This window comes from Pseudomonas bharatica (assembly GCF_048586865.1).
GTDB lineage: Bacteria > Pseudomonadota > Gammaproteobacteria > Pseudomonadales > Pseudomonadaceae > Aquipseudomonas > Aquipseudomonas bharatica.
On sequence record NZ_JBMAWR010000019.1, the window covers coordinates 94,758 to 119,860 of the forward strand.

28 protein-coding genes, 1 tRNA gene and 1 pseudogene are annotated in these 25,103 nt (G+C 62.6%); 12 read left to right on the top strand and 18 right to left on the bottom strand.

The features are described from left to right. Nucleotides 1-44: 44 nt before the first annotated feature. From ACKLLE_RS20095 to ACKLLE_RS20110, 4 genes are all read right to left on the bottom strand, one after another. Entirely contained in the window at nt 45-248 is a 204-nt protein-coding gene (locus ACKLLE_RS20095) for a hypothetical protein (protein WP_100228124.1), read from the bottom strand. Between the two features lie 136 nt (nt 249-384). After that, nucleotides 385-469 (bottom strand) — tRNA-Leu (locus ACKLLE_RS20100). An 83-nt stretch (nt 470-552) separates the two neighbouring features. Beyond that, nucleotides 553-1,257 carry a YoaK family protein gene (locus tag ACKLLE_RS20105; protein WP_420058869.1) on the bottom strand — a complete coding sequence of 235 codons (705 nt, stop codon included), beginning with the start codon at nt 1,255-1,257 and terminating at the stop codon, nt 553-555. Between the two features lie 9 nt (nt 1,258-1,266). Then, the gene (locus tag ACKLLE_RS20110; RefSeq protein ID WP_205884614.1) at nt 1,267-1,482 is read right to left on the bottom strand and encodes a hypothetical protein; all 216 of its coding nucleotides are present in this window, start codon (nt 1,480-1,482) and stop codon (nt 1,267-1,269) included. A 254-nt stretch (nt 1,483-1,736) separates the two neighbouring features. On the opposite strand from ACKLLE_RS20110, the gene ACKLLE_RS20115 reads away from it, so the two are divergent. Genes ACKLLE_RS20115 through ACKLLE_RS20125 form a run of 3 tightly spaced genes read left to right on the top strand, consistent with a single transcriptional unit; the run spans nt 1,737 to nt 4,753 of the window. Beyond that, nucleotides 1,737-2,909, top strand: coding sequence for a two-component system sensor histidine kinase NtrB (locus tag ACKLLE_RS20115; RefSeq protein ID WP_420058870.1), 1,173 nt, complete (start codon nt 1,737-1,739; stop codon nt 2,907-2,909). Beyond that, complete coding sequence (locus tag ACKLLE_RS20120) at nt 2,888-4,330, top strand: ATPase domain-containing protein (RefSeq protein ID WP_064304132.1); 1,443 nt, start codon at nt 2,888-2,890, stop codon at nt 4,328-4,330. Before ACKLLE_RS20115 ends, ACKLLE_RS20120 begins: the two co-directional genes overlap by 22 nt. A gap of 18 nt (nt 4,331-4,348) precedes the next feature. Continuing rightward, on the top strand, nt 4,349-4,753 hold the full coding sequence (locus ACKLLE_RS20125; protein ID WP_420058871.1) for a response regulator: 405 nt from the start codon (nt 4,349-4,351) through the stop codon (nt 4,751-4,753). 67 nt (nt 4,754-4,820) lie between these two features. On the opposite strand, the gene csrA is transcribed toward ACKLLE_RS20125, so the two are convergent. From csrA to ACKLLE_RS20160, 7 genes are all read right to left on the bottom strand, one after another. Next, the gene (gene csrA / locus ACKLLE_RS20130; RefSeq protein ID WP_009402608.1) at nt 4,821-5,018 is read right to left on the bottom strand and encodes a carbon storage regulator CsrA; all 198 of its coding nucleotides are present in this window, start codon (nt 5,016-5,018) and stop codon (nt 4,821-4,823) included. 360 nt (nt 5,019-5,378) lie between these two features. Then, complete coding sequence (gene modC, locus ACKLLE_RS20135; protein WP_420058872.1) at nt 5,379-6,470, bottom strand: molybdenum ABC transporter ATP-binding protein; 1,092 nt, start codon at nt 6,468-6,470, stop codon at nt 5,379-5,381. Then, on the bottom strand, nt 6,467-7,153 hold the full coding sequence (gene modB / locus ACKLLE_RS20140; protein ID WP_420058873.1) for a molybdate ABC transporter permease subunit: 687 nt from the start codon (nt 7,151-7,153) through the stop codon (nt 6,467-6,469). The genes modC and modB overlap by 4 nt, the downstream gene beginning before the upstream one ends. Beyond that, nucleotides 7,153-7,911, bottom strand: coding sequence for a molybdate ABC transporter substrate-binding protein (gene modA, locus ACKLLE_RS20145; protein WP_420058874.1), 759 nt, complete (start codon nt 7,909-7,911; stop codon nt 7,153-7,155). The genes modB and modA overlap by 1 nt, the downstream gene beginning before the upstream one ends. An 82-nt stretch (nt 7,912-7,993) precedes the next feature. Further along, on the bottom strand, nt 7,994-9,067 hold the full coding sequence (locus ACKLLE_RS20150; RefSeq protein ID WP_420058875.1) for an NAD(P)H-dependent flavin oxidoreductase: 1,074 nt from the start codon (nt 9,065-9,067) through the stop codon (nt 7,994-7,996). Nucleotides 9,068-9,100: 33 nt separating this feature from the next. Then, the gene (locus tag ACKLLE_RS20155; protein WP_009402599.1) at nt 9,101-9,271 is read right to left on the bottom strand and encodes a hypothetical protein; all 171 of its coding nucleotides are present in this window, start codon (nt 9,269-9,271) and stop codon (nt 9,101-9,103) included. A gap of 7 nt (nt 9,272-9,278) precedes the next feature. Continuing rightward, the gene (locus tag ACKLLE_RS20160) at nt 9,279-9,581 is read right to left on the bottom strand and encodes a DUF1883 domain-containing protein (protein ID WP_009402597.1); all 303 of its coding nucleotides are present in this window, start codon (nt 9,579-9,581) and stop codon (nt 9,279-9,281) included. A gap of 161 nt (nt 9,582-9,742) precedes the next feature. On the opposite strand from ACKLLE_RS20160, the gene ACKLLE_RS20165 reads away from it, so the two are divergent. The 4 genes from ACKLLE_RS20165 to galU all read left to right on the top strand — a co-directional run bounded on the left by ACKLLE_RS20165 (nt 9,743) and on the right by galU (nt 13,068). Beyond that, entirely contained in the window at nt 9,743-10,096 is a 354-nt protein-coding gene (locus ACKLLE_RS20165; RefSeq protein WP_064304137.1) for a hypothetical protein, read from the top strand. A 345-nt stretch (nt 10,097-10,441) separates the two neighbouring features. Then, nucleotides 10,442-11,086 (top strand): c-type cytochrome, encoded by a 645-nt coding sequence (locus tag ACKLLE_RS20170; protein WP_420058876.1) that lies wholly within the window; start codon nt 10,442-10,444, stop codon nt 11,084-11,086. Next, entirely contained in the window at nt 11,083-11,997 is a 915-nt protein-coding gene (locus ACKLLE_RS20175) for a c-type cytochrome (protein ID WP_064304139.1), read from the top strand. Before ACKLLE_RS20170 ends, ACKLLE_RS20175 begins: the two co-directional genes overlap by 4 nt. Before the next feature lie 231 nt (nt 11,998-12,228). Then, nucleotides 12,229-13,068: a UTP--glucose-1-phosphate uridylyltransferase GalU gene (galU, locus tag ACKLLE_RS20180; protein WP_009407129.1), complete on the top strand. Its 840-nt coding sequence runs from the start codon at nt 12,229-12,231 to the stop codon at nt 13,066-13,068. Nucleotides 13,069-13,126: 58 nt separating this feature from the next. Here galU and ACKLLE_RS20185 read toward each other — a convergent pair whose 3' ends face one another. Further along, on the bottom strand, nt 13,127-13,294 hold the full coding sequence (locus tag ACKLLE_RS20185) for a hypothetical protein (protein ID WP_167654053.1): 168 nt from the start codon (nt 13,292-13,294) through the stop codon (nt 13,127-13,129). Between the two features lie 165 nt (nt 13,295-13,459). Here ACKLLE_RS20185 and gorA point away from each other — a divergent pair, with 165 nt between their 5' ends. The 3 genes from gorA (at nt 13,460) to ahpF (ending at nt 17,312) form a co-directional block, all read left to right on the top strand. Next, nucleotides 13,460-14,815 carry a glutathione-disulfide reductase gene (gorA, locus tag ACKLLE_RS20190; protein WP_420058877.1) on the top strand — a complete coding sequence of 452 codons (1,356 nt, stop codon included), beginning with the start codon at nt 13,460-13,462 and terminating at the stop codon, nt 14,813-14,815. Between the two features lie 245 nt (nt 14,816-15,060). Next, nucleotides 15,061-15,624, top strand: a complete 564-nt coding sequence (ahpC, locus tag ACKLLE_RS20195; RefSeq protein ID WP_009407126.1) for an alkyl hydroperoxide reductase subunit C — start codon at nt 15,061-15,063, stop codon at nt 15,622-15,624. Nucleotides 15,625-15,749: 125 nt separating this feature from the next. Further along, complete coding sequence (gene ahpF, locus ACKLLE_RS20200; protein WP_420058878.1) at nt 15,750-17,312, top strand: alkyl hydroperoxide reductase subunit F; 1,563 nt, start codon at nt 15,750-15,752, stop codon at nt 17,310-17,312. A 126-nt stretch (nt 17,313-17,438) separates the two neighbouring features. On the opposite strand, the gene ACKLLE_RS20205 is transcribed toward ahpF, so the two are convergent. The 5 genes and pseudogenes from ACKLLE_RS20205 to ribBA all read right to left on the bottom strand — a co-directional run bounded on the left by ACKLLE_RS20205 (nt 17,439) and on the right by ribBA (nt 22,745). Further along, nucleotides 17,439-18,587: an ABC transporter ATP-binding protein gene (locus ACKLLE_RS20205; RefSeq protein WP_064304142.1), complete on the bottom strand. Its 1,149-nt coding sequence runs from the start codon at nt 18,585-18,587 to the stop codon at nt 17,439-17,441. Nucleotides 18,588-18,604: 17 nt separating this feature from the next. After that, the gene (locus ACKLLE_RS20210; RefSeq protein WP_279900193.1) at nt 18,605-19,414 is read right to left on the bottom strand and encodes an ABC transporter permease; all 810 of its coding nucleotides are present in this window, start codon (nt 19,412-19,414) and stop codon (nt 18,605-18,607) included. 6 nt (nt 19,415-19,420) lie between these two features. Continuing rightward, on the bottom strand, nt 19,421-20,338 hold the full coding sequence (locus ACKLLE_RS20215) for an ABC transporter permease (protein ID WP_420058879.1): 918 nt from the start codon (nt 20,336-20,338) through the stop codon (nt 19,421-19,423). Beyond that, nucleotides 20,335-21,360: a polyamine ABC transporter substrate-binding protein gene (locus tag ACKLLE_RS20220; RefSeq protein ID WP_064304145.1), complete on the bottom strand. Its 1,026-nt coding sequence runs from the start codon at nt 21,358-21,360 to the stop codon at nt 20,335-20,337. Before ACKLLE_RS20220 ends, ACKLLE_RS20215 begins: the two co-directional genes overlap by 4 nt. A gap of 264 nt (nt 21,361-21,624) precedes the next feature. After that, a pseudogene (ribBA, locus tag ACKLLE_RS20225) lies at nt 21,625-22,745 on the bottom strand (bifunctional 3,4-dihydroxy-2-butanone-4-phosphate synthase/GTP cyclohydrolase II). Nucleotides 22,746-22,824: 79 nt separating this feature from the next. On the opposite strand from ribBA, the gene ACKLLE_RS20230 reads away from it, so the two are divergent. Next, on the top strand, nt 22,825-23,118 hold the full coding sequence (locus ACKLLE_RS20230) for a DUF1330 domain-containing protein (RefSeq protein ID WP_064304146.1): 294 nt from the start codon (nt 22,825-22,827) through the stop codon (nt 23,116-23,118). A gap of 26 nt (nt 23,119-23,144) precedes the next feature. Here the strand turns inward: ACKLLE_RS20230 and ACKLLE_RS20235 are convergent, their stop codons facing one another. Further along, nucleotides 23,145-23,867 carry a pirin family protein gene (locus ACKLLE_RS20235; RefSeq protein ID WP_420058880.1) on the bottom strand — a complete coding sequence of 241 codons (723 nt, stop codon included), beginning with the start codon at nt 23,865-23,867 and terminating at the stop codon, nt 23,145-23,147. Between the two features lie 207 nt (nt 23,868-24,074). Between ACKLLE_RS20235 and ACKLLE_RS20240 the strand changes: the two genes are divergently transcribed. After that, the gene (locus ACKLLE_RS20240; protein ID WP_420058881.1) at nt 24,075-25,025 is read left to right on the top strand and encodes a GlxA family transcriptional regulator; all 951 of its coding nucleotides are present in this window, start codon (nt 24,075-24,077) and stop codon (nt 25,023-25,025) included. Nucleotides 25,026-25,103 lie beyond the last annotated feature (78 nt).

The following is a 25,103-nucleotide window of genomic DNA, read 5'->3' on the forward strand; positions in this document are numbered from 1 at the left end:
GGCAGAAACCTCAGGGTCGTTGAAGCGATCGTGTGTCAGGGATATCAGTCGTCATCGCGGTAGCGGCGGTCGTCACGACGGTAGTCGTAACGGTCGTCATAGCGGCGGCGGTCGTCGTCGTGCCAGCGCCGCTGATCGCGGTCACCGCCGCGCCAGCCGTCGTCGCGGTCATGATGATGGTGATGGGCACAGCCGGCGGAAAGCAGGATCGCGGCAAGCAGGGAAAACTGGGTCAGGCGGGTCAACACGGTGATGTCCTCGAATCGACGCGATAGGGTCGATGGCAAGGTTATGACCGCATGTTTCGGGTTTGGTTTCCTCGATCACCGGTAAGCGACTGGCAGATATGAAAAAAGCGCCCCATGGAGGGCGCTTTCCGGAAGGTGGTGCGAGTGGCGGGACTCGAACCCGCAAGGCTTGCGCCGACAGATTTTAAGTCTGCTGTGTATACCAATTCCACCACACTCGCAGGTTGTCCGAGCTTCAAGAAGCTGCTCGAAGCAAGCGCGCTTTATAACTCATCGTTATATTCCAGTCAACGGGCAAGCCGCTTCAACGCGCCATATAGCGCTGCACCCAACGTCGTGGAATGAACAGCGAAGCCAAGCCGATCAGGGCCGCCAGCGCACTGCTGAACAGCAGCGCGGCGAATCCCAGCCGATGTTCCAGCCAGCCGCCAAGGACCGCGCCGAACAGCATGCCGCCCCATGGCACCAGTTGCATGCGCCAGCCGGCGCGACGATCGCCCATCAGCCAGCGGCCAAGACCTCGGCCGAAACGGGAAAGGGCGCCGGTGACGTAGGTCAGGCCGATGGGCAGGCCGTTCACTTCCTCCACGGCGGCATTGAGCATGCCCATGGCAAGGATCGCCGCCAGCAGCGCCAGGAGTTCCAGGTAGTCGCCACAAAAAGCTGCGCTCAGCAACAGCAGAGAGGTCAGGACCAGCAACGGCCAGGCGCGCTTGCGGCTGGAGCGGGCGATCATTACGCCCAGGGCATTGCCAAGGACGAAAGTGATTACCAGCAGGCCCAGGCGCAGCACCAGCCCGAAATGGCCTTCGCTGACAGCCACCGCCAGGCGTGTCGTGTTGCCGCTCATGAAGGAAACGAAGTCGCCGCTGGCCAGAAAGCCGATGGCATCGGTCATGCCGGCCAGCACCGAGAGACTGCCAACGAAGAACAGACCGACCTGGCCATGCCGCCGATACAGGCGCCGTGCCTTGAGGCTGCGCAGTGCCGCGGGATGTTCGGGGAGCATCCGGGCGGCCTAGCGCAATTCGATGCTGTTGGCCACGGCGCGCAGCTCGTTGATCGAGTCGGTCAGGCCGCTGACCCGTGCCCTGACTTCGACAGCATCGCCTGCATGCACCGAATGCTGTAGATAGACGGCGTGCCCGGCCAGGCCGCGAGCCAGTTGTTCCATGCCGTCGGCGGTGGTTTCCAGATCGTCGTGAATGCGTTGCATGCGTATGTTGATGACCAAGATCCCTTTCCTCAACCGCTCGTCTTGTCGATACCCGGGGGCGCGAACTATAGCAATTTGCCGGCACGTCGGCAGGCGCAGCGCCTACAATCGCGCTATACCTTGATCCAGCGCAATGGTTGCGGGGCATATTTATGGGTTGCGGCGGCCTATTACTGCAAAAAGGGGAACTCCGCTGCTGCAGCAGGCGTCTTTTCAGGTCGTCCTCAGCGTATGCTGTAGTTATCGTCCAACCCTAGCCAGCGGACCCCGAAATGGATCCATCCGAACGCGTCGACCTGCATAGCATGAATGCCGGCCTGTACGAGCAACTTGTACAGACGGTGGTCGACTACGCCATCTATATGCTGGACCTCAATGGTTGCATCATTTCCTGGAACGCCGGTGCCGAGCGCATCAAGGGGTACCGGGCCGAGGAAGTGATCGGACGGCATTTCTCGCTGTTCTTCAGCGAGCAGGATTGTTCCGACGGGCGTCCCGCTTCTCTCGTCAGCCAGGCCCTGAGCAAGGGCCGCGCCCAGGACGAGGGTTGGCGCGTGCGCAAGGATGGCACGCGTTTCTGGGCCCTGGTGGTGCTGGATGTGGTGCGCTCGCGGGAGGGCGAGATAATTGGTCTGGCGAAGATCACCCGCGACATCACTGACCGGCGCGAGGCCGCGCTGCAACTGGATGCCATGCGCGCCCAACTGTTCCAGTCGCAAAAGCTCGAGGCCCTTGGCCAGTTGACCGGGGGCATGGCCCACGACTTCAACAACCTGCTGACCATCATCCTCAACTCGGCCAGGCTGGCGCTCAACAGCTCCGATCCGCAACGTACCCGGCGCATGCTCGAGCATATTCTCGATGCCGGCCAGCGCGGCAGCCAGATGACCCAGCAATTGCTCAGCTTTGCCCGGCGCAAGGAGCTCAACGTGGTACGGGTCGATCTTGCCGAGGTGATCGAGTCCATCCACGCACTGCTGCACCAGGCCTTGCCGAAGAATATCGAACTGCATGTGCTGTGCGACGAGGACCTGGCCCCGGTCGAAGTGGACGCCGGGCAGTTGCAGATGGTGTTGCTCAATCTGGTGCTCAACGCCCGCGACGCGATGGAGGCGGGCGGGGAGATCCGCATCGTTGCCGGCAATCGCCGGTTGCAGGGCGAGCGTGATGGCCTGGTAGGTGATTTCGCTGCGATCAGCGTCATCGATACCGGCACCGGTATCGACGCCGAGGTGCTGCCGCGGATTTTCGAGCCGTTCTTCACCACCAAGGGTTTCGGCAAGGGCACTGGCCTGGGCCTGAGCCAGGTATACGGTTTTGCAAGGCAAAGCAATGGCGGGATCTGGGTCGACAGCGAGCCGGGCAAAGGCACCTGCATGACCCTGTGCATCCCGCTGCCGGCCAACGGGGAGGAACAACCAAGGTGGAACAGCTCAAGCGTCTAGTGACCGGGATCCAGGGGCTCGACGACCTGCTCAAGGGCGGTCTTGTCGTTGGCGCCGCCTACATCGTCCAGGGCCGTCCCGGCTCGGGCAAGACGGTGCTGGCCAATCAATTGGCGTTCAATCATGTGCAGCGCGGCGGCCGGGTGCTAGTGGCGACCCTGCTCAGCGAATCCCATGAGCGACTGTTCCAGTACCTGTCGACCCTGTCGTTTTTCGACCCGGCGAAGATCGGCGAACAGATCCAGTATCTCAGTGCCTTCGATACCCTAGAGCAGGACGGCCTGGAAGCGGTGGTGCGCCTGTTGCGCGGGGAGATCGCCCGCCACGGTGCCTCGCTGTTGATCATCGACGGTCTGCTCAACGCCCGCTCGCGGGCGCAGACCGCGCTCGACGCCAAGAAATTCATTTCCGAACTGCAGGCCCATGCCGCCTTCGCCGGCTGTACCTTGTTGCTGCTGACCAGTGTCCATTTCGAGGAGGACTGCCCCGAACACACCATGGTCGACGGTGTGATCGAACTGGGCGAGGACCTGCACGGCGCCCGGGCGGTACGGCGTATCCAGTTGCGCAAGACCCGCGGCAGCGCGGCGCTGTCCGGCCTGCACGAATGCGAAATAACCGACGATGGCCTGCAGGTCTACCCGCGTCTCGAGGCCCTGTACGGGCACCCCTCGGGGGCGGGCAGCGAGACCTTCGTCCGTGTCGGCACCGGCGCACCTTCCCTCGACGATCTGCTCAAGGGTGGGCTGGCGCAGGGTTCCGTGACCCTGGTGATGGGGCCTTCGGGCAGTGGCAAGACCTCCCTGGGCCTGAGTTTCCTGGGCGCAGCCACACCCGACGCGCCCGGGCTGCATTTCGGTTTCTATGAGCCGGCCACTCGCCTGCGCATGAAGGCTGCCAGCCTGGGGCTCGACTTCGCGGCTATGGAACGCGAAGGCGCACTGCAGATTGCCTGGCAACCCACCACCGAAGGGTTGCTCGACGATGTCGGCGCGCGCTTGCTGCGGCAGGTGGCAACCCATGGAAGCAAGCGCGTGCTCATCGACAACCTTGGTGGGTTCACCCGGCTGGCCACCCGTCCGGAACGCCTCAATGGGTTCTTTCGTGCGCTGATGGGTGAGCTGCGTGCCCGCGACGTGACGGTGCTGGCGACCTGGGAGATGCGCGACCTGTTCGGTTCGGAAATCATCGCCCCGGCACCGGAGCTGTCGAGCGTCGTCGACAATTTGCTGCTGATGCGCTTCGTCGAGCTGAATTCGCAGCTCAAGCGTGTGCTGTCGATCCTCAAGGTGCGTGACAGCCTTTACGACCCGGCGTTGCTGGAGGTCCGCTTCGGCGAAGACGGGATGCAATTGCACAAGGCATTCAACGAGGCTGCCGCGGTGTTGTCGGGTACTGCCCAGCCACTGGAGCGGTCCTGAGGGCCGCAGTGTGACGATATGAGCACAGTCCTGGTGGTCGATGACGAATACGTGATCTGCGATATCCTCGAGTTTATCCTTGAGGAGGCGGGGTATCAGGTGAAGAAAGCCAGCAACGGGCTGGGCGCGCTGAAGATCCTGAAGCCGGACCAACACGAGAACGCAGAGGAGCGACAGGAGAAAATTCGGGTCGAACTGCTGATCACCGACTATATGATGCCGTTGATGAATGGCGAGGAGCTCGCCAGGAAGCTTCGCGTCGACCCCCAGTTCAATACGCTGCCGATCATTCTCATGAGTGGCGCGCAAGCCAGCGTCGGCCGGGAAAATCCCGGGCTGTTCGATGCTGTGCTGGACAAGCCTTTCGATCCCGAACAACTGGTTGCCATGGTCCGGCAGGTATTACCACCGGCCGAGAGCTAGACCCGGCAATCTGCTTGTGTCCGGCAAGGGACAGGCGCATCCGTGCGACTGCAATCAGGCCGAAGCCTTAGTGACTGCCTTCTCCTTTCTCCGGCGCAGGGCTGCCGGCCTGAATGCGTTTGTAGATCTCTTCGCGGTGCACCTGGACATCTTTCGGTGCATCGATGCCAATCCTCACTTGCATCCCTTTGACGCCCAGAATTGTGACTTTGATGTCATCGTCGATGACGATGCTTTCGCCGACTTTGCGGGTGAGTATCAGCATGTATTTCTCCTTGGTAACTTGAAATGCCTCGCGGGCGAGTACCCCACCGAGGATGGGGGCGCCGGAAGCGCTTCCCTCTTTCCCTTCATTAAAGACGCATTCGTTGAAAATTAATTCCCCGAGCAAAATATTTGCTGGTGCCTTTTTCTGGATTGGGAGTCGACGGACAGGTGGGAACTTCGCCTGGCGAGATTCGCACCTCGCAAGCATAGGGGGCTTGAACGAATATGGGAAATTTCTCTTGTGAAAAGAGAAACTTTCGATAATTAACGCTTTTTTTGTGAGGTTTTAGTTTGGTTAATAAATGAGTTTCATTCCGGGCTGTAGCTCCGGACTGTGACCTGGCGGATTCACCTGGCGCTATTGGCCGAGCAGCGCCACGCCCTTGATCTGCGCCCAGAGTTTCTGGCCAGGTTGCAGGCCGAGCTGGTCGCAGGAATAGCGCGTGACCCGGGCCAGCAGCGGATGCCCGTCTGCGTCGAGGCTGACCAGCATCTGCGCCGGGCTGCCCTGGTCGGAGAGGGCGCGCAGGGTCACCGGCAGGCGGTTGATGATGCTCGAACGTGGGTCCTCCGCCAGACTGAGGCTGATGTCCCGGGCCTGGATCCTGATACGCAGGGCCGAGCCGTGCGCCAGGGGCGCGTGGGGAATGCGCAGTTTCAACGTGCTGTCCGGCAGATGGACGTCCAGGAGCTGGTAGACCTCGTCGTAGGCGCCGGTCCGGCCTTCGAGCACCACCCCGGCGTCTTCATCGCGGGCCAGGGGCAGGTCGAGGCGGGCGAGGGTCTGGTTGAGCGGGCCGCTGGACAGGACCGTGCCCTGTTCCAGCAGCACCAGGTGATCGGCCAGGCGCGCGACTTCCTCCTGGGCATGGCTGACGTATATCAGCGGGATCCGCAGCTCGTCGCGCAGACGCTCAAGATACGGCAGGATCTCGCGCTTGCGCGGCCCATCCAGGGCCGCCAGGGGCTCGTCCATCAGCAACAGGCTCGGGCTGGTCAGCAGTGCCCGGGCGATACCGACGCGCTGGCGTTCGCCGCCGGACAGGGTGGTGGGCTTGCGTTGCAGAAGGTGACCGATGCCCAGCAGTTCGCAGGCCTGTTCGAGGTGGATCCGGCGCAGTGCTGGATCGATGCGCTTGTAGCCAAACGCCAGGTTGTCGCGCACCGTGAGGTGACTGAACAGGCTGGCTTCCTGGAACACATAGCCGATCGGACGTTGGTGGGGCGGAACGAAGATGCCCCGGGCCGAGTCCTGCCAGACCGTGCCGGCGACCTCGATGCGCGCATCCGCGGCCCGTTCCAGGCCCGCCAGGCAGCGCAGGCAGGTGGTCTTGCCCGAGCCGGAGGCGCCGAACAGCGCAGTGACGCCCTGGCCGGGCAGGTCGAGGTCGACATCCAGGGTGAAATCACCGCGGGCTACCTTGAGGCGGGCGTGGATCTGCGCGTTCATGTTGCACCCCAGGCCGGTTTGCCGCGGCGACTGCCATACAGGGCCAGCAGCACCAGGAACGAGAACACCAGCATCGCCCCGGCCAGCCAGTGCGCCTGGGCGTATTCCATGGCCTCGACGTGGTCGAAGATCTGCACCGAGACGACCCGGGTCTTGTCGGGGATATTGCCGCCGATCATCAGCACCACACCAAACTCGCCAACCGTATGGGCGAAACCGAGGATGCTGGCGGTGACGAAACCGGGCCGGGCTAGCGGCAACACCACACTGAAAAAGGTATCCCGCGGGCTGGCGCGCAGCGTCGCGGCCACTTCCAGCGGACGATCGCCGATGGCGGCAAAGGCGTTCTGCAATGGTTGCACCACGAAAGGCATGGAGTAGATCACCGAGCCGATCACCAGGCCGCTGAAGCTGAACACCACGGTGCCAAGCCCCAGGGCCTCGGTGGTCTTGCCAATGAAACCGTGGGGGCCGAGAGCGAGGAGCAGGTAGAAACCGATCACCGTGGGTGGCAGCACCAGGGGCAGGGCCACCAGCGCACCGACCGGCCCGCGCCACCACGAGCGGGTGCGGGCCAGCCACCAGGCGATGGGGGTGCCAAGGAGCAGCAGGAGCAGGGTGGTCAGCGACGCCAGCTTGAGGGTCAGCCAGATAGCGCCGAAGTCGCTGGCATCGAGCGGCATCAGAGTTGGTAACCGTAGGACTTGATCACGGCGGCAGCCTTCGGACCTTTCAGGTAATCGACCAGTGCCCTGGCGGCTGGGTTGGCCTTGCCTTTTTCGAGGATCACCGCGTCCTGGCGGATCGGGTCGTGAAGCTCGGCCGGCACGATCCACGCGGAGCCGCTGCCGAGCTTGCCGTCCTGGTAGATCTGCGACAGGGCGACGAAGCCCAGCTCGGCATTGCCGGTGGAGACGAACTGGAAGGCCTGGGTAATGTTCTGGCCTTCGACGATCTTGCCCCGGGTGGCTTCGGTCAGCTTGAGCTTGTCCAGCACCTGGGTGGCGGCGAGGCCGTAGGGAGCGGCCTTCGGATTGGCGATGGACAGGTGCTGGAACCGGTTGGCCTTGAGTACCTCGCCCTTGTCGTCGACATAGCCGGGCGTGGCCGACCACAGGGCCAGGGTGCCCACGGCGTAGGTGAAGCGCGAGCCCTTGACGGTGGCGCCTTCGCTTTCGAGCCTGGCCGGAGTGGTGTCGTCGGCGGCGAGGAACACTTCGAACGGTGCGCCGTTCTTGATCTGCGCATAGAACTGGCCGGTGGCGCCGAAGGCGGCGACCAGCGTGTGACCGGTGTCCTTTTCGAAGTCCTTGGCGATGGCCTGGATCGGTGCGGTGAAGTTGGCCGCGACGGCGACCTGGACCTCATCGGCCCACGCATGGTTGAAGGCGAGCAGGGTGAACAGGCCGGCCAGGGCCAGGCGAGGGGTGTGGCTGCGCATGAAACGACTCCGGGGTTGAGTAAAGGCCAATCGCTATATACCTAAATATATAGCGATGTCCTTGCCAACGGGAAGACCTGTTTCAACGGCCAAGAATGGTGAGTGCTTGTTCGGCGAGCGTGCGGGTGAGTTCTGCAGCAGGTCGTTCGATGCCGAGGCGCAATGCCTGGCCGGACCACAGGTTGCTGAAATCGCTGTTGCCCGCTGGCTCGCTTAGCGCCCGGATCGGCATCAAGGCGCCACCGGCCAGGGGGAAGGCCGGGGCCAGCTCACTCATCGGGCCCAGTTCACGCATGATGCGGTTGCAGATACCCCGGGCCGGGCGTCCGGTAAACAGGTTGGTCAGCGCTGTGTCGCTTTCCCGTGCGGTATGCAGGGCCCTGCGGTGCATGGCGGAAACCTTGGCCTCCGGACAGAACAGATAGGCGGTGCCCAGTTGCACCGCTGCCGCACCGAGCACGAAGGCTGCGGCGATGCCCCGGGCGTCGCCGATGCCGCCGGCGGCAATCACCGGCACGCGCACCGCGTCGGCGATCTGCGGGACCAGCGCCAGGGTACCGACCTGGCTGTTCAGGTCTTCGCTGAGAAACATCCCGCGATGGCCGCCGGCTTCGTAGCCCATGGCGATGATCGCGTCGCAGCCTTGCTGCTCCAGCCACAAGGCTTCGCTGACCGTGGTGGCGCTGGACAGCACCCGGGCCCCGGTCGCCTTGACCCGGGCCAGCAGGCGCGGCTGCGGCAGGCCGAAATGGAAACTGACCACCTCGGGCTTGTGTTCCTCCACCAGCGCGCAGGCACTGTCGTCGAACGGCGCGCGGCTGGACACCGGTGTCGGCGCCTCGAAGTCGGCACCGACTTCCTCGTAGTAGGGTCTGAGCGCTGCTTTCCAGCGCGCTATGCGCGCCGGATCGTCGGGCGGTGGGGTGTGGCAGAAGAAGTTCAGGTTGAGCGGGCCACGGCTGGCCTGGCGGAAGGCTTGCAGTTCCTGGCGGATCTGCTCGGGGCCGAGCATGGCGCAAGGCAGGGAGCCCAGGCCGCCGGCCTCGCTCACGGCGATCGCCATGGCCGAGCCGGTGGCACCGGCCATCGGTGCCTGGAGAATCGGCAGATCAATTGCCAACAGATCGAGGATGCGTGAATCCGGCCAGCGGCTCATTACCCGTGAACTCCTCTATGACGGCCAGCGACCTCAGAGTGCCTTGCTGACCTGGATATCGGTGATTTTGTCGGCGTCGTCGCCGTGGATCTTGCGCAGCGCTTGCTGTGCCTGTTCCAGCGAATTGTCTGCCAGGACGGCGAAATCCCAGCGGCGTTCGCCGTCGAGCTTGTACTTGATGACGTATTTGATGTTGGTGCTCATGGGGCTTTTATCTCAACTGCGACGATGAACGACGGATGATCTTGATCTTGTGGGTGAAGGCCGGCTTGCGGGTCACCGAGATCGGCCGTTGGGTCACGGTATCGATGGTGATGTTCCAGAAACCGGTACTTGGCACGGTGATTTTGGCCGGGAAGCGGTCGAATGCGCCGCCATGGTAGGTATGGCGCCCGCCATTCTTGAAACTGCGGAAATTGGCGTCGTTCATCAGGCGGATATTGCAGCGCTGGGAGCACTCGATAACGACGATATCGTCTTCGTTCAGATGCTCGCGCTGGTGTACGAATTTCATGTAGCGGCTCCGCAAGGGATATTTCGGCAAAGCGGCACGATAACAGAAGCACGGGAGGGGAATGTAGGACTCGTCACATTCCTTACGATAAATCTGACATTCAAGGGAGCAAATTGGCCTAATAGCGGTCTGAGTTTTTTTATATGCAGGAGCGGTTCTCGATGAAATGGTTTGTATCTGCCTTGGCACTGACGCTGACCGGTTGTGCCAGTGTGGCCGAGCTGGAACAGAGCCCTGAAACCCTCGACGTGATTTCCGGCAAATCGCCCGAGCAGTACCTGACCTGCGTGCAGGAACACTTGAAGGACAGCCGTGACCCCTTGCAGGTGACTCGAGGCGAGAAGAATTCGATCCGGGTAATCGTCCCGCAGAAGCTGTCCGACGCCCCTGCCGCAGTGATGAACATCAATGAACGCTCCAATGGCAGCGCCATCAAGCTGCACGAACGCCTGAACAACTTCCCGCTGCGGCTTTCCGACGTCAACAACGCCGCCACCCGGTGCATTTCGGGCTGATACCAGCGTTCTAGAGAACATCGCAAAAACCCTGTGGGAGCGGGTTTATCGGAGCGCCGAACCGCCGCGATTACGATGGTGGGTTCACTAACGTCATCGCGGGTAAACCCGCTCCCACACGATCCCTGCAACTCCAAGAGTTATGTTTTGTTCTTTGAGCGCGGGTGAACCCAGACTGGGTTTTTGTGCAGTCCTTGAAATCTCCTCTCGTTAATCGATTCACCGATCCAAATGCCCCTTTCTGGTGCTTTCCGGCGTTGTAGTGGCTGAACAATAGCCCTACTATCCATAGGCTTATATTTTTTGAGTCTAAGCATATAACCAGAAGAAAAAGGGAATGCCGTGATGATCACAGTGGATCGAATCCTGATCAGTAGCCTGTTGTTGTTTTCTCTGCCGGCCGCTCATGCCGACCCGGGCCAGAAGATCCTTGCCCAAGGAGGGGCCAATCCCGCCGCCATGGCCTGCCAGGGTTGCCATGGTCCGGATGGCCTGGGCCTGGCCGCCGCTGGTTTTCCGCGACTTGCCGGCCTCCCGGCGGGCTACGTCAGCAAGCAGTTGCGCGATTTCCGCGACGGTACGCGCAGGAATCCGATCATGGAGCCGCTGGCCAAGGCCTTGGACGACGATGAAATCGCCGCCGTGAGCCAGACCCTGGCGGCCATGCCAGCCCCCGTGGCGCCCGGCAGCCGGCGCCAGCAGATGGCCAGCGACCCGACCGAACAACTGGCCCTGTACGGCGACTGGAGCCGGCAGATCCCCGGTTGCGTGCAATGCCATGGCCCGGGTGGCGTTGGCGTCGGCGAGCACTTCCCGCCACTGGCCCGGCAGCCGGCCACCTACCTGGTCGCGCAGCTCAACGCCTGGCGTGACGGCAGCCGTCACAACGATCCGAATCAATTGATGGTGGGCGTGGCCAAGGCCATGACCGATGACGAGGTCAAGGCGATCGCCGAGTACTTCGCCGCCGGGCAGGAGGCCAGGCCATGAAAGCAATCGTTTGTACCGCATTGGCCTGCGCGCTGGGTTCGGCTCATGCCGCACAGGTGGCCATGGAAGACCAATCGCAACTGAAGGTGCCGCCGGCCAGCCAGGCTCCGGTCTTCGTGCCACCGGCGCAAAGCGAACTGCCTGACAACGCGTTCGGGAAGATGGTCAGGGATGGCTATGCGCTGTTTGTCGATACCCAACGCCTGGCGCCAGCCTATGTCGGCAACGGCATGAAGTGCAGCAATTGCCACCTCGACCAGGGCCGCATGGCGCATTCCGCGCCGCTGTGGGGCGCTTATCCGATGTATCCGGCCTACCGCAAGAAGAACGACAAGGTCAACACCTACGCCGAGCGCATCCAGGGCTGTTTCCAGTTCAGCATGAACGGCAAGGCACCTGCTGCTGACAGCCATGAGATTACCGCCTTGTCGGTGTATTCCTACTGGCTGGCCAGCAAGGCCCAGGTCGGCGTCGAGCCGCCGGGTCGCGGCTATCCCGATGTCGCCCAGCCTGCGGGTGGCTACGACATCGCCCGTGGCAAGCAGGTCTACCAGCAGCAATGCGCGCTTTGCCATGGTGCTGATGGCGAGGGACAAAAGGTCGCCGATGATTACGTCATGCCACCGCTGTGGGGCAAGGATTCCTACAACTGGGGCGCGGGCATGCACCGGATCAACACGGCGGCGTCCTTCATCAAGTACAACATGCCCCTGGGCAAGCCCGGCAGCCTCAGCGACCAGCAGGCGTGGGACGTCGCAGCCTATATCAACAAGCACGAGCGGCCGCAGGATCCCAGGCTGGTGGAGGGCTCGGTGGAGAAAACCCGGCTGAAGTTCCACGCCAACGACGGAGTCAACCTGTACGGTCAGACCGTGGAGGGTGTGCTTGTCGGACAGGGCACGGGCAAGTAGTCGATCAGCCTGAAAATCGATAGTCAGGGCGCCGTTTTCCACGCAGGAAATGGCGCCTTTTTGTCGCTGGAATACTGGCGCATGGCCAATAATTTCAAGCCGTGGGAACTATCTCCCCATGGATTTCTCTATGATGGCAGCGGGCGCGGTCGGGCGGGGCATTGTAAGCTTGATGCCGCCTGATTAGACTGCGCCGAATTTCGTACGCACAGCCCTTCGTTAAGGACTTTTATGATCAAGAAATGCTTGTTCCCGGCAGCCGGCTACGGCACTCGCTTCCTGCCCGCAACCAAAGCCATGCCCAAGGAAATGCTGCCGGTGGTCAACAAGCCACTGATCCAGTACGGCGTCGAAGAAGCCCTCGAGGCCGGCCTGACCGAAATCTCCATTGTCACCGGTCGCGGCAAGCGTGCCCTGGAAGACCACTTCGACATCAGCTACGAGCTGGAAACCCAGATCAAGGGTACCGACAAGGAAAAATACCTGGTCGGCATCCGTCGCCTGCTGGACGAGTGCTCTTTCTCCTACACCCGTCAGACCGAGATGAAGGGCCTGGGTCACGCCATCCTCACCGGCCGTCCGCTGATCGGTGACGAGCCATTCGCCGTGGTCCTGGCCGACGACCTGTGCGTCAACCTCGACGACGACGGCGTGCTGACCCAGATGGTCAAGCTGTACAAGCAGTTCCGCTGCTCGATCGTCGCCATCCAGGAAGTCGACCCGCAGGAAACCAACAAGTACGGCGTCATCGCCGGCGAAATGATCCGTGACGATATCTACCGCGTCCACAGCATGGTCGAGAAACCGAAGCCGGAAGATGCGCCTTCGAACCTCGCCATCATCGGTCGCTACATCCTGACCCCGGATATCTTCGACCTGATCGAGCAGACCGAGCCGGGCAAGGGTGGTGAAATCCAGATCACCGACGCCCTGATGAAGCAGGCCCAGAACGGCTGCGTCATGGCCTACAAGTTCAAGGGCAAGCGTTTCGACTGCGGTGGCGCCGAAGGCTACATCGAGGCGACCAACTTCTGCTTCGAGAACTTCTACAAGACCGGCAAGGCCTACTGAGTTCCGACCGCTACCGACAAAACGCCCGGTCTTCGTATCGGGCGTTTTGTTTTCTGGTTCACGCACGCAGGATGCGCGGCTTGCGGGTTGCCTGCGCGATGCAGCAGACCCAGCGGTGATTGCGACGATAAGGCGCGCGAATGAAGTTGATGTCGGCCAGCAGGCGCATGCCGCGTTTTTTCAGGGCTTCGGTCAGTTGTACGAGTGTCTCTGCTTCGATGGTCATCGCTATACCTCGTCAGATTACTGCGTTCACAAGAGTTGACTGAGCCGACTCCGCACGGATTCATTTTTTTGACTTGGACGACAGCTTTTCATTCGTCAGTGTTCCAGGCCCTTTTGTTTATGGCGATAACAGGCGCTATGCTGGCGCACTGCCGAGGAGAGAGTTATGGCCTACGATTTTGATCTGTTTGTGATTGGTGCCGGTTCCGGCGGTGTGCGTGCCTCGCGATTCGCCGCAGGCTTCGGCGCCCGGGTGGCGGTGGCGGAGAGTCGCTACCTGGGTGGCACCTGTGTCAACGTCGGCTGTGTGCCGAAGAAGTTACTGGTATACGGCGCGCACTACTCCGATGAGTTCGAGCAGGCCTCCGGTTTCGGCTGGTCGCTGGAAGATGCGCAGTTCGACTGGGCACAACTGATCGCCAACAAGAACCGCGAGATCCAGCGCCTCAACGGTATCTATCGCAACCTTCTGATCAACAGTGGCGTGACCTTGCTGGAAGGCCATGCACGGATTACCGCGCCCCATGAAGTGGAAGTCGAGGGCAAGCGCTACTCGACCAGGCACATCCTGATCGCCACCGGCGGCTGGCCGCAGATTCCTGACATTCCCGGACGCGAGCTGGCCATCAGCTCCAACGAAGCCTTCTACCTCAAGGATCTCCCCAGGCGCGTGCTGGTCGTCGGCGGCGGCTACATTGCGGTCGAATTCGCCGGCATCTTCCACGGGCTGGGCGCCGATACCACCTTGCTCTATCGCGGCGACCTGTTCCTGCGAGGTTTCGACGGCTCGGTACGGACCCATCTGAAGGAAGAGCTAGAGAAGCGCGGTCTGGATCTTCAGTTCAACGCCGACATCGCACGCATCGACCGGCAGGACGACGGCAGCCTCAAGGCGACCCTGGTGGACGGTCGCGAACTGGTCGTCGACTGCGTGTTCTATGCCACCGGGCGCCGGCCGATGCTGGACAACCTGGGCCTGGAGAACACCGAGGTACAACTGGACGAGCGCGGTTTCGTCCGGGTCGACGACAAGTTCCAGACAGACGAATCCTCCATCCTCGCCATCGGCGATGTGATCGGTCGTGTGCAACTGACCCCGGTGGCCCTGGCCGAAGGCATGGCGGTGGCGCGGCGGCTGTTCAAACCGGAGGAATACCGCCCGGTGGACTACGCCAATATCCCCACAGCGGTGTTCAGCCAGCCATCGATCGGGACGGTCGGCCTGACTGAGGAGCAGGCATTGCAGGCGGGGCACTCGCTGAAGATCTTCGAAAGCCGTTTCCGCCCGATGAAGCTGACCCTTACCGATGTCCAGGAAAAGACCCTGATGAAGCTGGTGGTCGACGCCGACAGCGACCGCGTGCTCGGCTGCCATATGGTCGGCCCGGAGGCGGGCGAAATCATCCAGGGCCTGGGCATCGCACTGAAGGCGGGCGCGACCAAGCAGCAGTTCGACGACACCATCGGCGTGCATCCGACGGCGGCGGAAGAGTTCGTCACCATGCGCACCGTGACCCGCTGACCCTTTTGCAACGACGCGGACCCTGTGGGAGCGGGTTCACCCGCGATTACGATGGTGAATTCACTAAAGTAATCGCGGGTGAACCCGCTCCCACAGGGTCCGCGTCGCTTTCTGTCTCTTCTATTAATACCCACCGGTTATAGCCAAAACCAATCACCAACATCATTTTTGCCAATGAGCATTGATCGGCTCTATTGGCTAGGATTTCTCCATCAAGTTTTTCCAACCCTGAAGGAGCGATACCGATGCCAATCATCAACAGCCAGGTCAAACCGTTCACCGCAACCGCTTACCACAACGGCAACTTCGTTCAGGTTTCCGACGCCGATCTGAAAGGCAAGTGGTCCGTAGTGTTCTTCTACCCAGCCGACTTCACCTTCGTGTGCCCGACCGAGCTGGGCGACCTGGCCGACAACTACGCCGAGTTCCAGAAGCTGGGCGTGGAAATCTACGGTGTGTCCACCGACACCCACTTCACCCATAAAGCCTGGCATGACACTTCCGAAACCATCGGCAAGATCCAGTACCCGCTGATCGGTGACCCGACCCACCTCATCTCGCGCAACTTCGACGTGCTGATCGAAGAAGCCGGCCTGGCGGACCGCGGTACCTTCGTGATCAACCCGGAAGGCCAGATCAAGATCGTCGAACTGAACGACGGCGGTGTCGGCCGCGACGCCAGCGAGCTGCTGCGCAAGGTCAAGGCTGCCCAGTACGTTGCTGCCCACCCAGGCGAAGTCTGCCCGGCCAAGTGGAAAGAAGGCGAAGCCACCCTGGCCCCATCGCTGGACCTGGTCGGCAAGATCTAAGCCGGTCATGACGAAGTCGAGGGCGGTCATCCGCACCTGATTGCAGTACCCGCCCCGCACAAACGCCCGGGCGCTTTCGCCCGGGCGTTTGCATTTACACCGATTGAAAAAAAGGAATCGCCCGTATGTTGGACGCCACGCTTAAAACTCAGTTGAAAGCCTACCTGGAGCGGGTCACCCAGCCGATCGAGATCGTCGCTTCCCTCGATGACGGCGCGAAGTCCCGCGAACTCCACGACCTGCTGCGCGAAATCGCCAGCCTGTCGAGCCTCATTACCCTGCGCGAGGACGGCACTGACGCCCGCGTCCCGTCGTTCTCGCTCAATCGCCCCAATGGTGAAATCAGCCTGCGCTTCGCCGGCATTCCCATGGGCCACGAATTCACCTCCCTGGTCCTGGCCCTGCTGCAGGTCGGCGGGCACCCGTCCAAGGCCAGCGCCGAGCTGATCGAACAGATCGCCGGGCTGGAAGGGGAGTTCAACTTCGAAACCTACTTCTCGCTGTCCTGCCAGAACTGCCCGGACGTGGTCCAGGCGCTGAACCTGATGGCGGTGCTCAACCCCAACGTGCGCCACGTCGCCATCGACGGTGCGCTGTTCCAGGCCGAAGTGGAATCGCGCCAGGTGATGGCGGTGCCGAGCGTGTACCTCAACGGTGAAGTCTTCGGCCAGGGCCGCATGGGCCTGGAAGAAATCGTCGCCAAGCTGGACACCGGCTCCAGCGCCCGCCAGGCGGACAAACTGAACGCCAAGGACGCCTTCGACGTGCTGGTGATCGGTGGTGGTCCCGCAGGTGCGGCGGCGGCGATCTATGCTGCGCGCAAGGGCATCCGCACCGGTGTCGCGGCCGAGCGTTTCGGCGGCCAGGTGCTGGACACCATGGCCATCGAGAACTTCATCTCGGTGCAGGAAACCGAAGGCCCGAAACTGGCCACGGCGCTGGAGGAACACGTCAAGCAGTATGACGTCGATATCATGAACCTGCAGCGTGCCGACGCCCTGGTGCCCGCCACCGACGGCGGCCTGCATCAGGTGCGGATGAACAGCGGCGCGACCCTCAAGGCGAAAACCGTGATCCTCGCCACCGGTGCCCGCTGGCGCGAAATGAACGTACCGGGCGAGAAGGAATACCGCAGCCGCGGTGTGGCCTACTGCCCGCACTGCGACGGCCCGCTGTTCAAGGGCAAGCGCGTGGCGGTGATCGGCGGGGGCAACTCCGGCGTGGAAGCGGCCATCGACCTGGCCGGTATCGTTGCCCAGGTGACCCTGATCGAGTTCGACAGCCAACTGCGGGCCGATGCCGTGCTGCAACGCAAGCTGCACAGCCTGCCCAACGTCAAGGTCATCACCAGCGCCCTGACCACCGAGGTGCTGGGTGACGGGCAGAAGGTCAACGGCCTGCGCTACAAGGACCGCACCAGCGATGCCGAGCATGAGCTGGCGCTGGAAGGGATCTTCGTGCAGATCGGCCTGCTGCCGAATACCGACTGGCTGAAAGGCAGTGTCGAGCTGACCCCGCGTGGCGAGATCATCGTCGATGCCAAGGGCCAGACCAACATCCCGGGTGTGTTCGCCGCGGGTGACGTGACGACCGTGCCGTACAAGCAGATCGTGATTGCGGTGGGCGAGGGGGCCAAGGCGTCGTTGGCGGCGTTCGATCATCTGATCCGCACCTCTGCGCCAGCCTGACTGGCCTCACAGCTCCCACAGGATCCGCGTGCCCCGCTGAACTTGTGGGAGCTGGCTTGCCAGCGATGATCTCCTAGACAATAAAAATCCCGGCCATTGGCCGGGATTTTTCATTCGCCGCAGCTTTTAATGTGCCCCGGCAGCCTTGTTCAGATCACTCTCCTGCCACTCCGTATACACACAGGCATCTGCCACGGCCCAGCGCACTTTCACTTCGTCGCCCGGTTTCATCGACATGCCGGCCGCCGACAGGGCCTTCACCGTCATCTGCGTGCCGCCAGCCGTTACCACGGAGCAAGTCTGGCTCTCGCCGAGGAACAGTACCTCGCCGACCTTCGCCGTCACTTCGTTCCAGCCCGCTGGCAGTGCTTCCTGGGCAGCCTGCTCACGACTCAAGGCCAGCGCCTTCTCCGGCCGAACCATCAGCAACACTTCCTGCCCATCGCTCACACCCGAGGTCAGACGCATCGCCACCGGTTGCCCTTCGAAGCTCGCCGCCCCATTGCCATGGGCCTTCACCCGCAGGAAATTGGAGTTGCCGAGGAACGACGCCACGAAGGCATTCGGCGGATTCTGGTACAGGTCATACCCGGTCCCCAGGCCGACGATCCTGCCGTGGCTGAAGATCGCGATGCGCTGTGAAAGACGCATGGCTTCTTCCTGGTCGTGGGTCACGTAGACGATGGTGATGCCCAGGCGCCGGTGCAACTGGCGCAGTTCATCCTGCAGGTCTTCACGCAGCTTCTTGTCCAGCGCCCCCAGCGGCTCGTCCATCAGCAGGATGCGTGGCTCGTACACCAGCGCCCGGGCGATCGCCACGCGCTGTTGCTGGCCTCCGGAGAGTTGCGCCGGGCGCCGATGGGCGAACTTCTCCAGTTGCACCAGCTTGAGCATTGCGTCCACCTGCTTGTCGCGTTCGGCAGCGCTGCGCTTGCGAATGGCCAGGGGGAAGGCGATGTTGTCGCGCACCGACAGATGCGGGAACAGCGAATAACGCTGGAACACCATGCCGATGTCACGCTTGTGCGGCGGCACGTTGACCAGCGATTGCCCGCCGACCAGGATCTCGCCGCTGCTCGGCGTCTCGAAACCGGCCAGCATCGACAGGGTGGTACTTTTGCCCGAGCCGCTGGAGCCGAGGAAGGTCAGGAACTCGCCGTCCTGGATGTCCAGGCTGATGTTGTCGACCGCGGCGAAATCGCCGTAATGCTTGTTCAGGTTGCGCAGGCTGACGAGGGTACGGGCCTGGGCGGTATCTTTGATCACTGCACTCATCGTTGTTCTCCAGGCGCTCAGGCGCTGACTTCGTTGCGCCGGCGCAGGGCGGCGGCGATCACCATGACCAGCACCGACAGGCCGATCAGCAGCGTCGAGGCGACGGCGATCACGGGCGTCAGGTCCTGGCGCAGGGTGGTCCACATTTTCACGGGAAGGGTCTGCAGGTTGGGGCTGGCCATCATCACGCTCAGCACCACCTCGTCCCACGATACGAGGAAGGCGAACAGCGCGCCGGCGATCATGCCGGGACGAATGGCGGGGAAGGTCACCTTGAACACCGCTTGCAGGCGCGAGGCGCCGCAGATCACCGCGGCGTCCTCGATCGACTGGTCGAACAGCTTCAGCGAGTTGATGATCGAGATGATGGTGAAGGGCAGGGCGACGATCACGTGGCTGACCACGAAGGAAAACAGGGTTCCGGTCCAGCCCAGCTTGAGGAACAGTGCGTACACCGCCACGGCGATGATCACCAGCGGTACGATCATCGGCAGGGTGAACAGGCCGTAGAGCATCTCGCGGCCAGGGAAGCGCCCGCGCACCAGGGCGAAGGCCGTGGGCAAGCCCAGGGCCACGGCGCAGACGGTGGTCAGCACGGCGACCTTGAGGCTGGCCAGGGCCGCGTCCATCCACTCGGCATTGGAGAAGAACTGGCCGTACCACTTGAGCGTCCAGCCCGGTGGCGGGAATACCAGCCACTGCGAAGAGCCGAACGACAACAGCACGATGAACACGATCGGCAGCAGCAGGAACAGTGCGATCAGCCCGGTCGTGGCATAGAGCCCGAAGCGCAGGCGCCGGCCCATGGCATTGGGAGTCAGGAGCATGGTCGCTTACCTCGCGTTGCCAACCGGGGATTCCGGTTGCAGCTTCAGATAGAAGTAGAACAGCACCAGGGTGATGACGATCAGCAACGCCGCGGCGGCGCTGGCCAGGCCCCAGTTAAGGAACGACTGCACCTGCTGGACGATGAACTCTGGCAGCATCATGTTCTGGGCGCCGCCGAGCAGGGCCGGGGTCACGTAGTAGCCCAGGGACATTACGAAGACCATCAAGGCTCCGGAGAACAGGCCCGAACGGCACAGCGGCAGGAACACCTTGAAGAAGTTGGTCCACGGGCTGGCGCCGCAGATCGAACCGGCCTGCAGCACCATCGGGTCGATGGCCTGCATGGTCGCCTGCAGCGGCAGGACGATGAACGGAATCATGATGTAGCTCATGCCGATCACCACGCCCGTCAGGTTATGCACCATCTCCAGCGGGGCATCGATGATGCCCAGGGCCATCAACGCCTTGTTGATCACACCCGACGCCTGCAGCAGCACCAGCCAGGAGTAGGTCCGCGCCAGCAGGCTGGTCCACATCGACAGCAGCACGATGTTCAGCAGCCAGCGGCCCCAGCCGCGGGGCACCAGGGTGATCGCCCAGGCCAGGGGAAAGCCGAGCAGCACGCTGATCAGGGTGACCAGGCCGGCCACCGAGAAGGTGTTGAACAGCACCCGGGCATAGGCCGAGTTGGCGAACAGTTGCTCGTAGTTGCCCAGCCCCGGCACCGGTTCCAGCACGCCGCGCAGCAGCAGGCCGACCAGTGGCGCGAAGAAGAACAGGCCGAGGAACAGCAGGGCCGGCAGCAGGTTGCGGCTACCGCGCCAGCGCTGGCGCAGGGTGGGCGAAAGGCTCATGGCCGCTCCCTGGGCGCCGGTACCGCTGGCACCGGTCGCCGATTGCAAGGCGTTGATGGCGACTTTCATTTGACCAGCCACTCATTCCAGCGGGTAGCGATTGCCGGACCGTTCTTCGCCCAGTAGGCGAAATCCAGGGTGACCTGATCCTGAGCGTAGGCGGTGGGCAGGTTCGGTGCGAGTTCGGGCTTGAGCAGGCTGACCGAGTCCAGGTTCACCGGGGCGTAGGCAGTCTGGTTGGCGAACTCGGCCTGGCCCTTGGCGCTGGCGGCGTTGGCCAGGAACTTCATGGCCGCATCCTTGTTTTTCGCGCCCTTTGGCACCACGAGGAAATCGGCCATGACCAGGTTCTGTTTCCAGCTCACGCCCACCGGTGCGCCGTCCTGTTGCAGGGCGTAGACGCGACCGTTCCAGAACTGGCCGAGGCTCGCCTCGCCGGAAGCCAGCAGTTGCTGGGACTGGGCGCCGCCGCCCCACCAGACGATGTCCTTCTTGATGGTGTCGAGTTTCTTGAAGGCGCGATCCAGATCCAGCGGATAGAGCTTATCGGCCGGCACGCCGTCGGCCAGCAGGGCCAGTTCGAGCACGCCAGGGCTTGGCCACTTGTACAGGGCGCGTTTGCCCGGGTAGGTCTTGGTATCGAACAGCGCGCTCCAGTCCTGGGGCTTGTTGCCGCCGAGCTTGCCTTCGTTGAAACCGAGCACGAAGGAGAAGAAGAACGAGCCTACGCCGTGGTCGGAGACGAAGCGGGGGTCGATGCGGTCGCGCTGGATGGTGTTGAAGTCCAGGGGTTCGAGCAGGCCTTCGGCGGCGGCGCGCAGGGCGAAGTCGGCTTCGACGTCGACCACGTCCCACTGCACGTTGCCGCTTTCCACCATGGCCTTGAGCTTGCCGTAGTCGGTAGGGCCGTCCTGCACGACCTTGATGCTGGTGCTCTTGCTGAAGGGCTCGGCCCAGGCGGCTTTCTGCGCGTCCTGGGTGGTACCGCCCCAACTGACGAAGTTCAGGCTGTCGGCGGCCTGGACAACCTGGCATGCCAGGGTCAGCAGGCTGGCGGACAGCACTGCGGTTACACGTTTGTTCAACAGCATGGTTACGCCCTCGTTGCTTTTGTTATTCGAGGCGGGCTTTCTGTCGCCCGCCAATCAGTTCGGGGAGCAGCTTTTCCAAAGTGTCGGTTGGCCGTTTGTGATTGTAGGTGCCGGCCCTGCAGCTTTAAGGTCTACGGGATATCATATTATGGTATTCCAAACTTTTCGCAAGAGGGGTGGGGCGACCGGCCATCACTCTGGGGTTGTTTTTTGAGGGTCTTGTGGAGAAGTTGAGGCCCTGAAGGGCGATGAAGAACCTGGAGTTCAGTCCACCATCCCTTCTTCAAACGGAATGCTCTGCACCACCTCCAGGTCATACCCGGTCAAGCCGGCATATTTCAGCGGCGGCCCGAGATGGCGCAGCTTGCCCACGCCCAGGTCCTGCAGGATCTGGGCCCCGGTGCCGACTTCGGAGTAGGTTCTGCTCGTGCCGCGCTGGTACGGCCGTGGCGGCCGGGTCAGGTGCGGCACCCGCTCCAGCAGGGCTTGCGACGATTCATGGTTGGCAAGAATGACCACCACTCCGGCGCCTTCGGCCGCGACCTTCTGCAACGCTGCCCATAAGGTCCAGTTCGCCGGCCCGGCGTACTCGGCTCCGACCAGGTCGCGCAGTGGATCGATCACGTGCACCCGCACCAGGGTCGGCTGTTCGCGGCGGATGTCACCCATGACCATGGCCATGTGCACGCCACCTTCGATGCGGTCTTCGTAGGTCACCAGGCGGAAGGTGCCATGCACCGTCGGCAGTTCCCGTTCGCCGATGCGCTTGACCGTCTGTTCGGTGCTCAAGCGGTAATGGATCAGGTCGGCAATGGTGCCGATCTTGATGCCGTGCCTGGCTGCGAAGATCTCCAGGTCCGGACGCCGGGCCATGCTGCCATCATCGTTCAATACCTCGACGATTACCGAAGCGGGGGAGAAGCCGGCCAGCCGCGCAAGGTCGCAACCCGCCTCGGTATGCCCGGCCCGGGTCAGCACGCCGCCTTCGCGAGCACGCAGGGGAAAGATATGCCCGGGCTGGACCAGGTCGTCGGCGGTCGCATCCGGGGCGACAGCAGCCGCTACCGTGCAGGCACGATCGGCAGCGGAAATGCCGGTGGTGACCCCCGCGCCGCTTCTATCGATACGGTAAAGGCCGTGCTGAATGCACTGCCATTGGCCGGCACCATCTGCTCCAGCCCCAGGCGCTGGCAGTGCTCGTCGGTCAGGGTCAGGCAGATCAGGCCGCGCGCCTCGCGGGCCATGAAGCTGATAGCCGCGGCGTCGCAACGCTCGGCGGCAATCAGCAGGTCGCCTTCGTTTTCACGGTCCTCATCGTCAACCAGCAGGACCATCCTGCCCTGACGGTAATCTTCGAGGATTTCTTCGATGCTGTTGAAAGCCATTGCCGCGCGCTCACTGTGGTTCGTAAAGAATTATGGTATACCGTAATACCAATACACCCCGCCAAGAGGAGCGTGACCCATGAAGGCCTACTGGATCGCCCACGTCGATGTAACGGATCCACAGCAGTACCAGCAGTACACCCAGCGCGCACCGGCGGCTTTCGCGGCATTCGGTGGCAAGTTGCTGGCCCGGGGCGGGCGCAGCGAGGCGATGGAAGGACGAGCGACCCCGCAACGCAGCGTGGTGATCGAGTTCGACTCGTATGAGCAGGCCGTGGCGTGCTATCGCTCGGCGCAGTACCAGGACGCCTGCCGCCACCGACAGGGGGTGGCGAAGGCGGAAGTGATCATCGTGGAAGGCTACGAGCCCTGACTCTCCAGGGCTCGTAGTGATGCGGCTCAGGCCATTCCAGGCAGTTCGTGCGGACGCAGGTCGAACACCAGCACTTCGGCATCCTCGCCATCGCGCAGTTCGAGGATCTGCTCCTGACGCAGGCGCACGCCGTCGCCTTCGTTCAGTTGCAGGCCGTTGAGCACCACGCTGCCGCGGGCCACATGGACGTAGGCATTGCGCTCGGCCGGCAGTTTCAGGGTGGCGCTTTCCTGGCCATCGAACAGGCCGGCATAGACCCGCGCGTCCTGGCGGATCTGCAGCGAACCGTCGGCGCCGTCCGGCGAGATGATCAGCTTGAGCCGACCGCGTTTTTCCTCGGCGCCGTATTGCGCTTGCTGGTAGCGCGGTTCGGCACCCACCACCGCCGGAACGATCCAGATCTGCAGGAAGTGTACCGGCTCGTCATGGGAGTGGTTGAACTCGCTGTGGGTGACGCCACGGCCTGCGCTCATCAGCTGAACGTCGCCCGGGCGGATCACCGAGCCGGTCCCCATGCTGTCCTTGTGCTCCAGCGCGCCTTCGAGCACGTAGGAGAAAATCTCCATGTCGCGGTGCGGGTGCTGGCCGAACCCCTTGCCTTCGCTGACCCGGTCATCATTGATTACCAGCAGGTCGGAAAAGCCTTGCTCGGCCGGGTTACGGTAGTGAGCGAAGGAGAATGTGTGGAAGGACTTCAGCCAGCCATGGTTGGCCAGGCCGCGGTCGGAAGCTTTGCGCAGGGTCAGCATGATGTATCTCCTTGTCAGGTCGGGGTTGCGAAAGAGCAACCGCGTTTTGATGGAGGTAGATTACTGTTTACCTCGGCACGCAATAAGTAGGTGGAGATGGAATGACTGTCCCCTCATGGTGGACAATCTTTCGCTGCTTTTCGATCCGTCTGCAGGAAGGGTCATAATGCGTCGCACTGTTCTCCTGATCTGCGGTGACTTGTTTCGATGAAAAGCGTGGCCATGGTGTTATTCCCGGATTTTCTCCTGCTCGACATGGCGGGGCCGCTGGAGGTGTTCTCCATTGCCAACCGTTACCTCAAGCCCGAGGACCATTACCGGATCACCACCCTCGGGGCCGTACCGGGGGCGATCCGTGCTTCGAACGGCATCAGTGTGCTGCCGGATGCGTTGATCGATCCCCGACAAGGGCAGTGGGACCTGTTGCTGGTTCCCGGTGGGCCGGGGGCCTACAACGAGATCTGTCCACCGCTGAGCCTGTGGCTCAAGGATGTGGCCACGCGTGCCCGGTGCTATGGATCGATCTGCACGGGAGCCTTCATTCTCGGGCATGCCGGGCTGCTCGACGGTTACCGCTCGACCACTCATTGGCACTACACCGAGCGGTTGATCAGGGCGTTTCCGAAAACCCGGGTGGAGACCGACCAGATCTTCGTGCGTGATCGCCAGTTGATCACCTCCGGTGGCGTGACGGCGGGTATCGACCTGGCGCTGGCGGTGGTTGCCGAGGATCACGGCAAGAAGGTCGCCCAGGACGTGGCCAAGGTGCTGCTGGTAGTGATGAAGCGCCAGGGTGGCCAGGCGCGTTTCAGCCCACTGGCGGGGGAGGTGGCCAAGGAAGAGACACCGATCACCCGGGTCCAGAACCATGTACTGGCCCATCTCGACGAACCGTTCGGCATCGCACGCATGGCGGCGCTGGCGGCCATGAGCCCGCGGCATTTTTCCCGGGTGTTCATGCGCGAGGTCAACATGACGCCGATGGCCTTCCTGCAGAACGCCCGCATCGACCGGGCCCGGGCGTTGCTGGAAAGCGAGGACCTGCCACTGAAGACCGTGGCCTGGCGCAGCGGCTTTGGCAGCGTGCGCTACATGCGCCAGGTATTCAGCGAAAGGCTGGGCGTGACGCCCAGCGAGTACCGTGAGCAGTTCGGTTGAGGCCCTGTGGGAGTCCGCCCAGCCTTTCAGGCTGCGCTGTCGCGCAGAGAACAGTTCCAAAGCACGACGCGTACCCTG

What these genes read in the sequence shown, in the direction of transcription:
- ACKLLE_RS20105 (WP_420058869.1), bottom strand. Translation starts at nt 1,257, where the DNA reads ATGCTCCCCGAACATCCCGCGGCACTGCGCAGCCTCAAGGCACGGCGC.
- ACKLLE_RS20215 (WP_420058879.1), bottom strand. Translation starts at nt 20,338, where the DNA reads ATGAAAGTCGCCATCAACGCCTTGCAATCGGCGACCGGTGCCAGCGGT.
- ACKLLE_RS20150 (WP_420058875.1), bottom strand. Translation starts at nt 9,067, where the DNA reads ATGAGCCGCTGGCCGGATTCACGCATCCTCGATCTGTTGGCAATTGAT.
- ACKLLE_RS20220 (WP_064304145.1), bottom strand. Translation starts at nt 21,360, where the DNA reads ATGCTGTTGAACAAACGTGTAACCGCAGTGCTGTCCGCCAGCCTGCTG.
- ahpC (WP_009407126.1), top strand. Translation starts at nt 15,061, where the DNA reads ATGCCAATCATCAACAGCCAGGTCAAACCGTTCACCGCAACCGCTTAC.
- ACKLLE_RS20170 (WP_420058876.1), top strand. Translation starts at nt 10,442, where the DNA reads ATGATCACAGTGGATCGAATCCTGATCAGTAGCCTGTTGTTGTTTTCT.
- modA (WP_420058874.1), bottom strand. Translation starts at nt 7,911, where the DNA reads ATGCGCAGCCACACCCCTCGCCTGGCCCTGGCCGGCCTGTTCACCCTG.
- ACKLLE_RS20165 (WP_064304137.1), top strand. Translation starts at nt 9,743, where the DNA reads ATGAAATGGTTTGTATCTGCCTTGGCACTGACGCTGACCGGTTGTGCC.
- ACKLLE_RS20115 (WP_420058870.1), top strand. Translation starts at nt 1,737, where the DNA reads ATGGATCCATCCGAACGCGTCGACCTGCATAGCATGAATGCCGGCCTG.
- ACKLLE_RS20240 (WP_420058881.1), top strand. Translation starts at nt 24,075, where the DNA reads ATGAAAAGCGTGGCCATGGTGTTATTCCCGGATTTTCTCCTGCTCGAC.
- ACKLLE_RS20125 (WP_420058871.1), top strand. Translation starts at nt 4,349, where the DNA reads ATGAGCACAGTCCTGGTGGTCGATGACGAATACGTGATCTGCGATATC.
- ACKLLE_RS20230 (WP_064304146.1), top strand. Translation starts at nt 22,825, where the DNA reads ATGAAGGCCTACTGGATCGCCCACGTCGATGTAACGGATCCACAGCAG.
- ACKLLE_RS20185 (WP_167654053.1), bottom strand. Translation starts at nt 13,294, where the DNA reads ATGACCATCGAAGCAGAGACACTCGTACAACTGACCGAAGCCCTGAAA.
- modB (WP_420058873.1), bottom strand. Translation starts at nt 7,153, where the DNA reads ATGCCGCTCGATGCCAGCGACTTCGGCGCTATCTGGCTGACCCTCAAG.
- ACKLLE_RS20175 (WP_064304139.1), top strand. Translation starts at nt 11,083, where the DNA reads ATGAAAGCAATCGTTTGTACCGCATTGGCCTGCGCGCTGGGTTCGGCT.
- ACKLLE_RS20205 (WP_064304142.1), bottom strand. Translation starts at nt 18,587, where the DNA reads ATGAGTGCAGTGATCAAAGATACCGCCCAGGCCCGTACCCTCGTCAGC.
- galU (WP_009407129.1), top strand. Translation starts at nt 12,229, where the DNA reads ATGATCAAGAAATGCTTGTTCCCGGCAGCCGGCTACGGCACTCGCTTC.
- ACKLLE_RS20160 (WP_009402597.1), bottom strand. Translation starts at nt 9,581, where the DNA reads ATGAAATTCGTACACCAGCGCGAGCATCTGAACGAAGACGATATCGTC.
- ahpF (WP_420058878.1), top strand. Translation starts at nt 15,750, where the DNA reads ATGTTGGACGCCACGCTTAAAACTCAGTTGAAAGCCTACCTGGAGCGG.
- ACKLLE_RS20155 (WP_009402599.1), bottom strand. Translation starts at nt 9,271, where the DNA reads ATGAGCACCAACATCAAATACGTCATCAAGTACAAGCTCGACGGCGAA.
- gorA (WP_420058877.1), top strand. Translation starts at nt 13,460, where the DNA reads ATGGCCTACGATTTTGATCTGTTTGTGATTGGTGCCGGTTCCGGCGGT.
- ACKLLE_RS20210 (WP_279900193.1), bottom strand. Translation starts at nt 19,414, where the DNA reads ATGCTCCTGACTCCCAATGCCATGGGCCGGCGCCTGCGCTTCGGGCTC.
- ACKLLE_RS20235 (WP_420058880.1), bottom strand. Translation starts at nt 23,867, where the DNA reads ATGCTGACCCTGCGCAAAGCTTCCGACCGCGGCCTGGCCAACCATGGC.
- modC (WP_420058872.1), bottom strand. Translation starts at nt 6,470, where the DNA reads ATGAACGCGCAGATCCACGCCCGCCTCAAGGTAGCCCGCGGTGATTTC.
- csrA (WP_009402608.1), bottom strand. Translation starts at nt 5,018, where the DNA reads ATGCTGATACTCACCCGCAAAGTCGGCGAAAGCATCGTCATCGACGAT.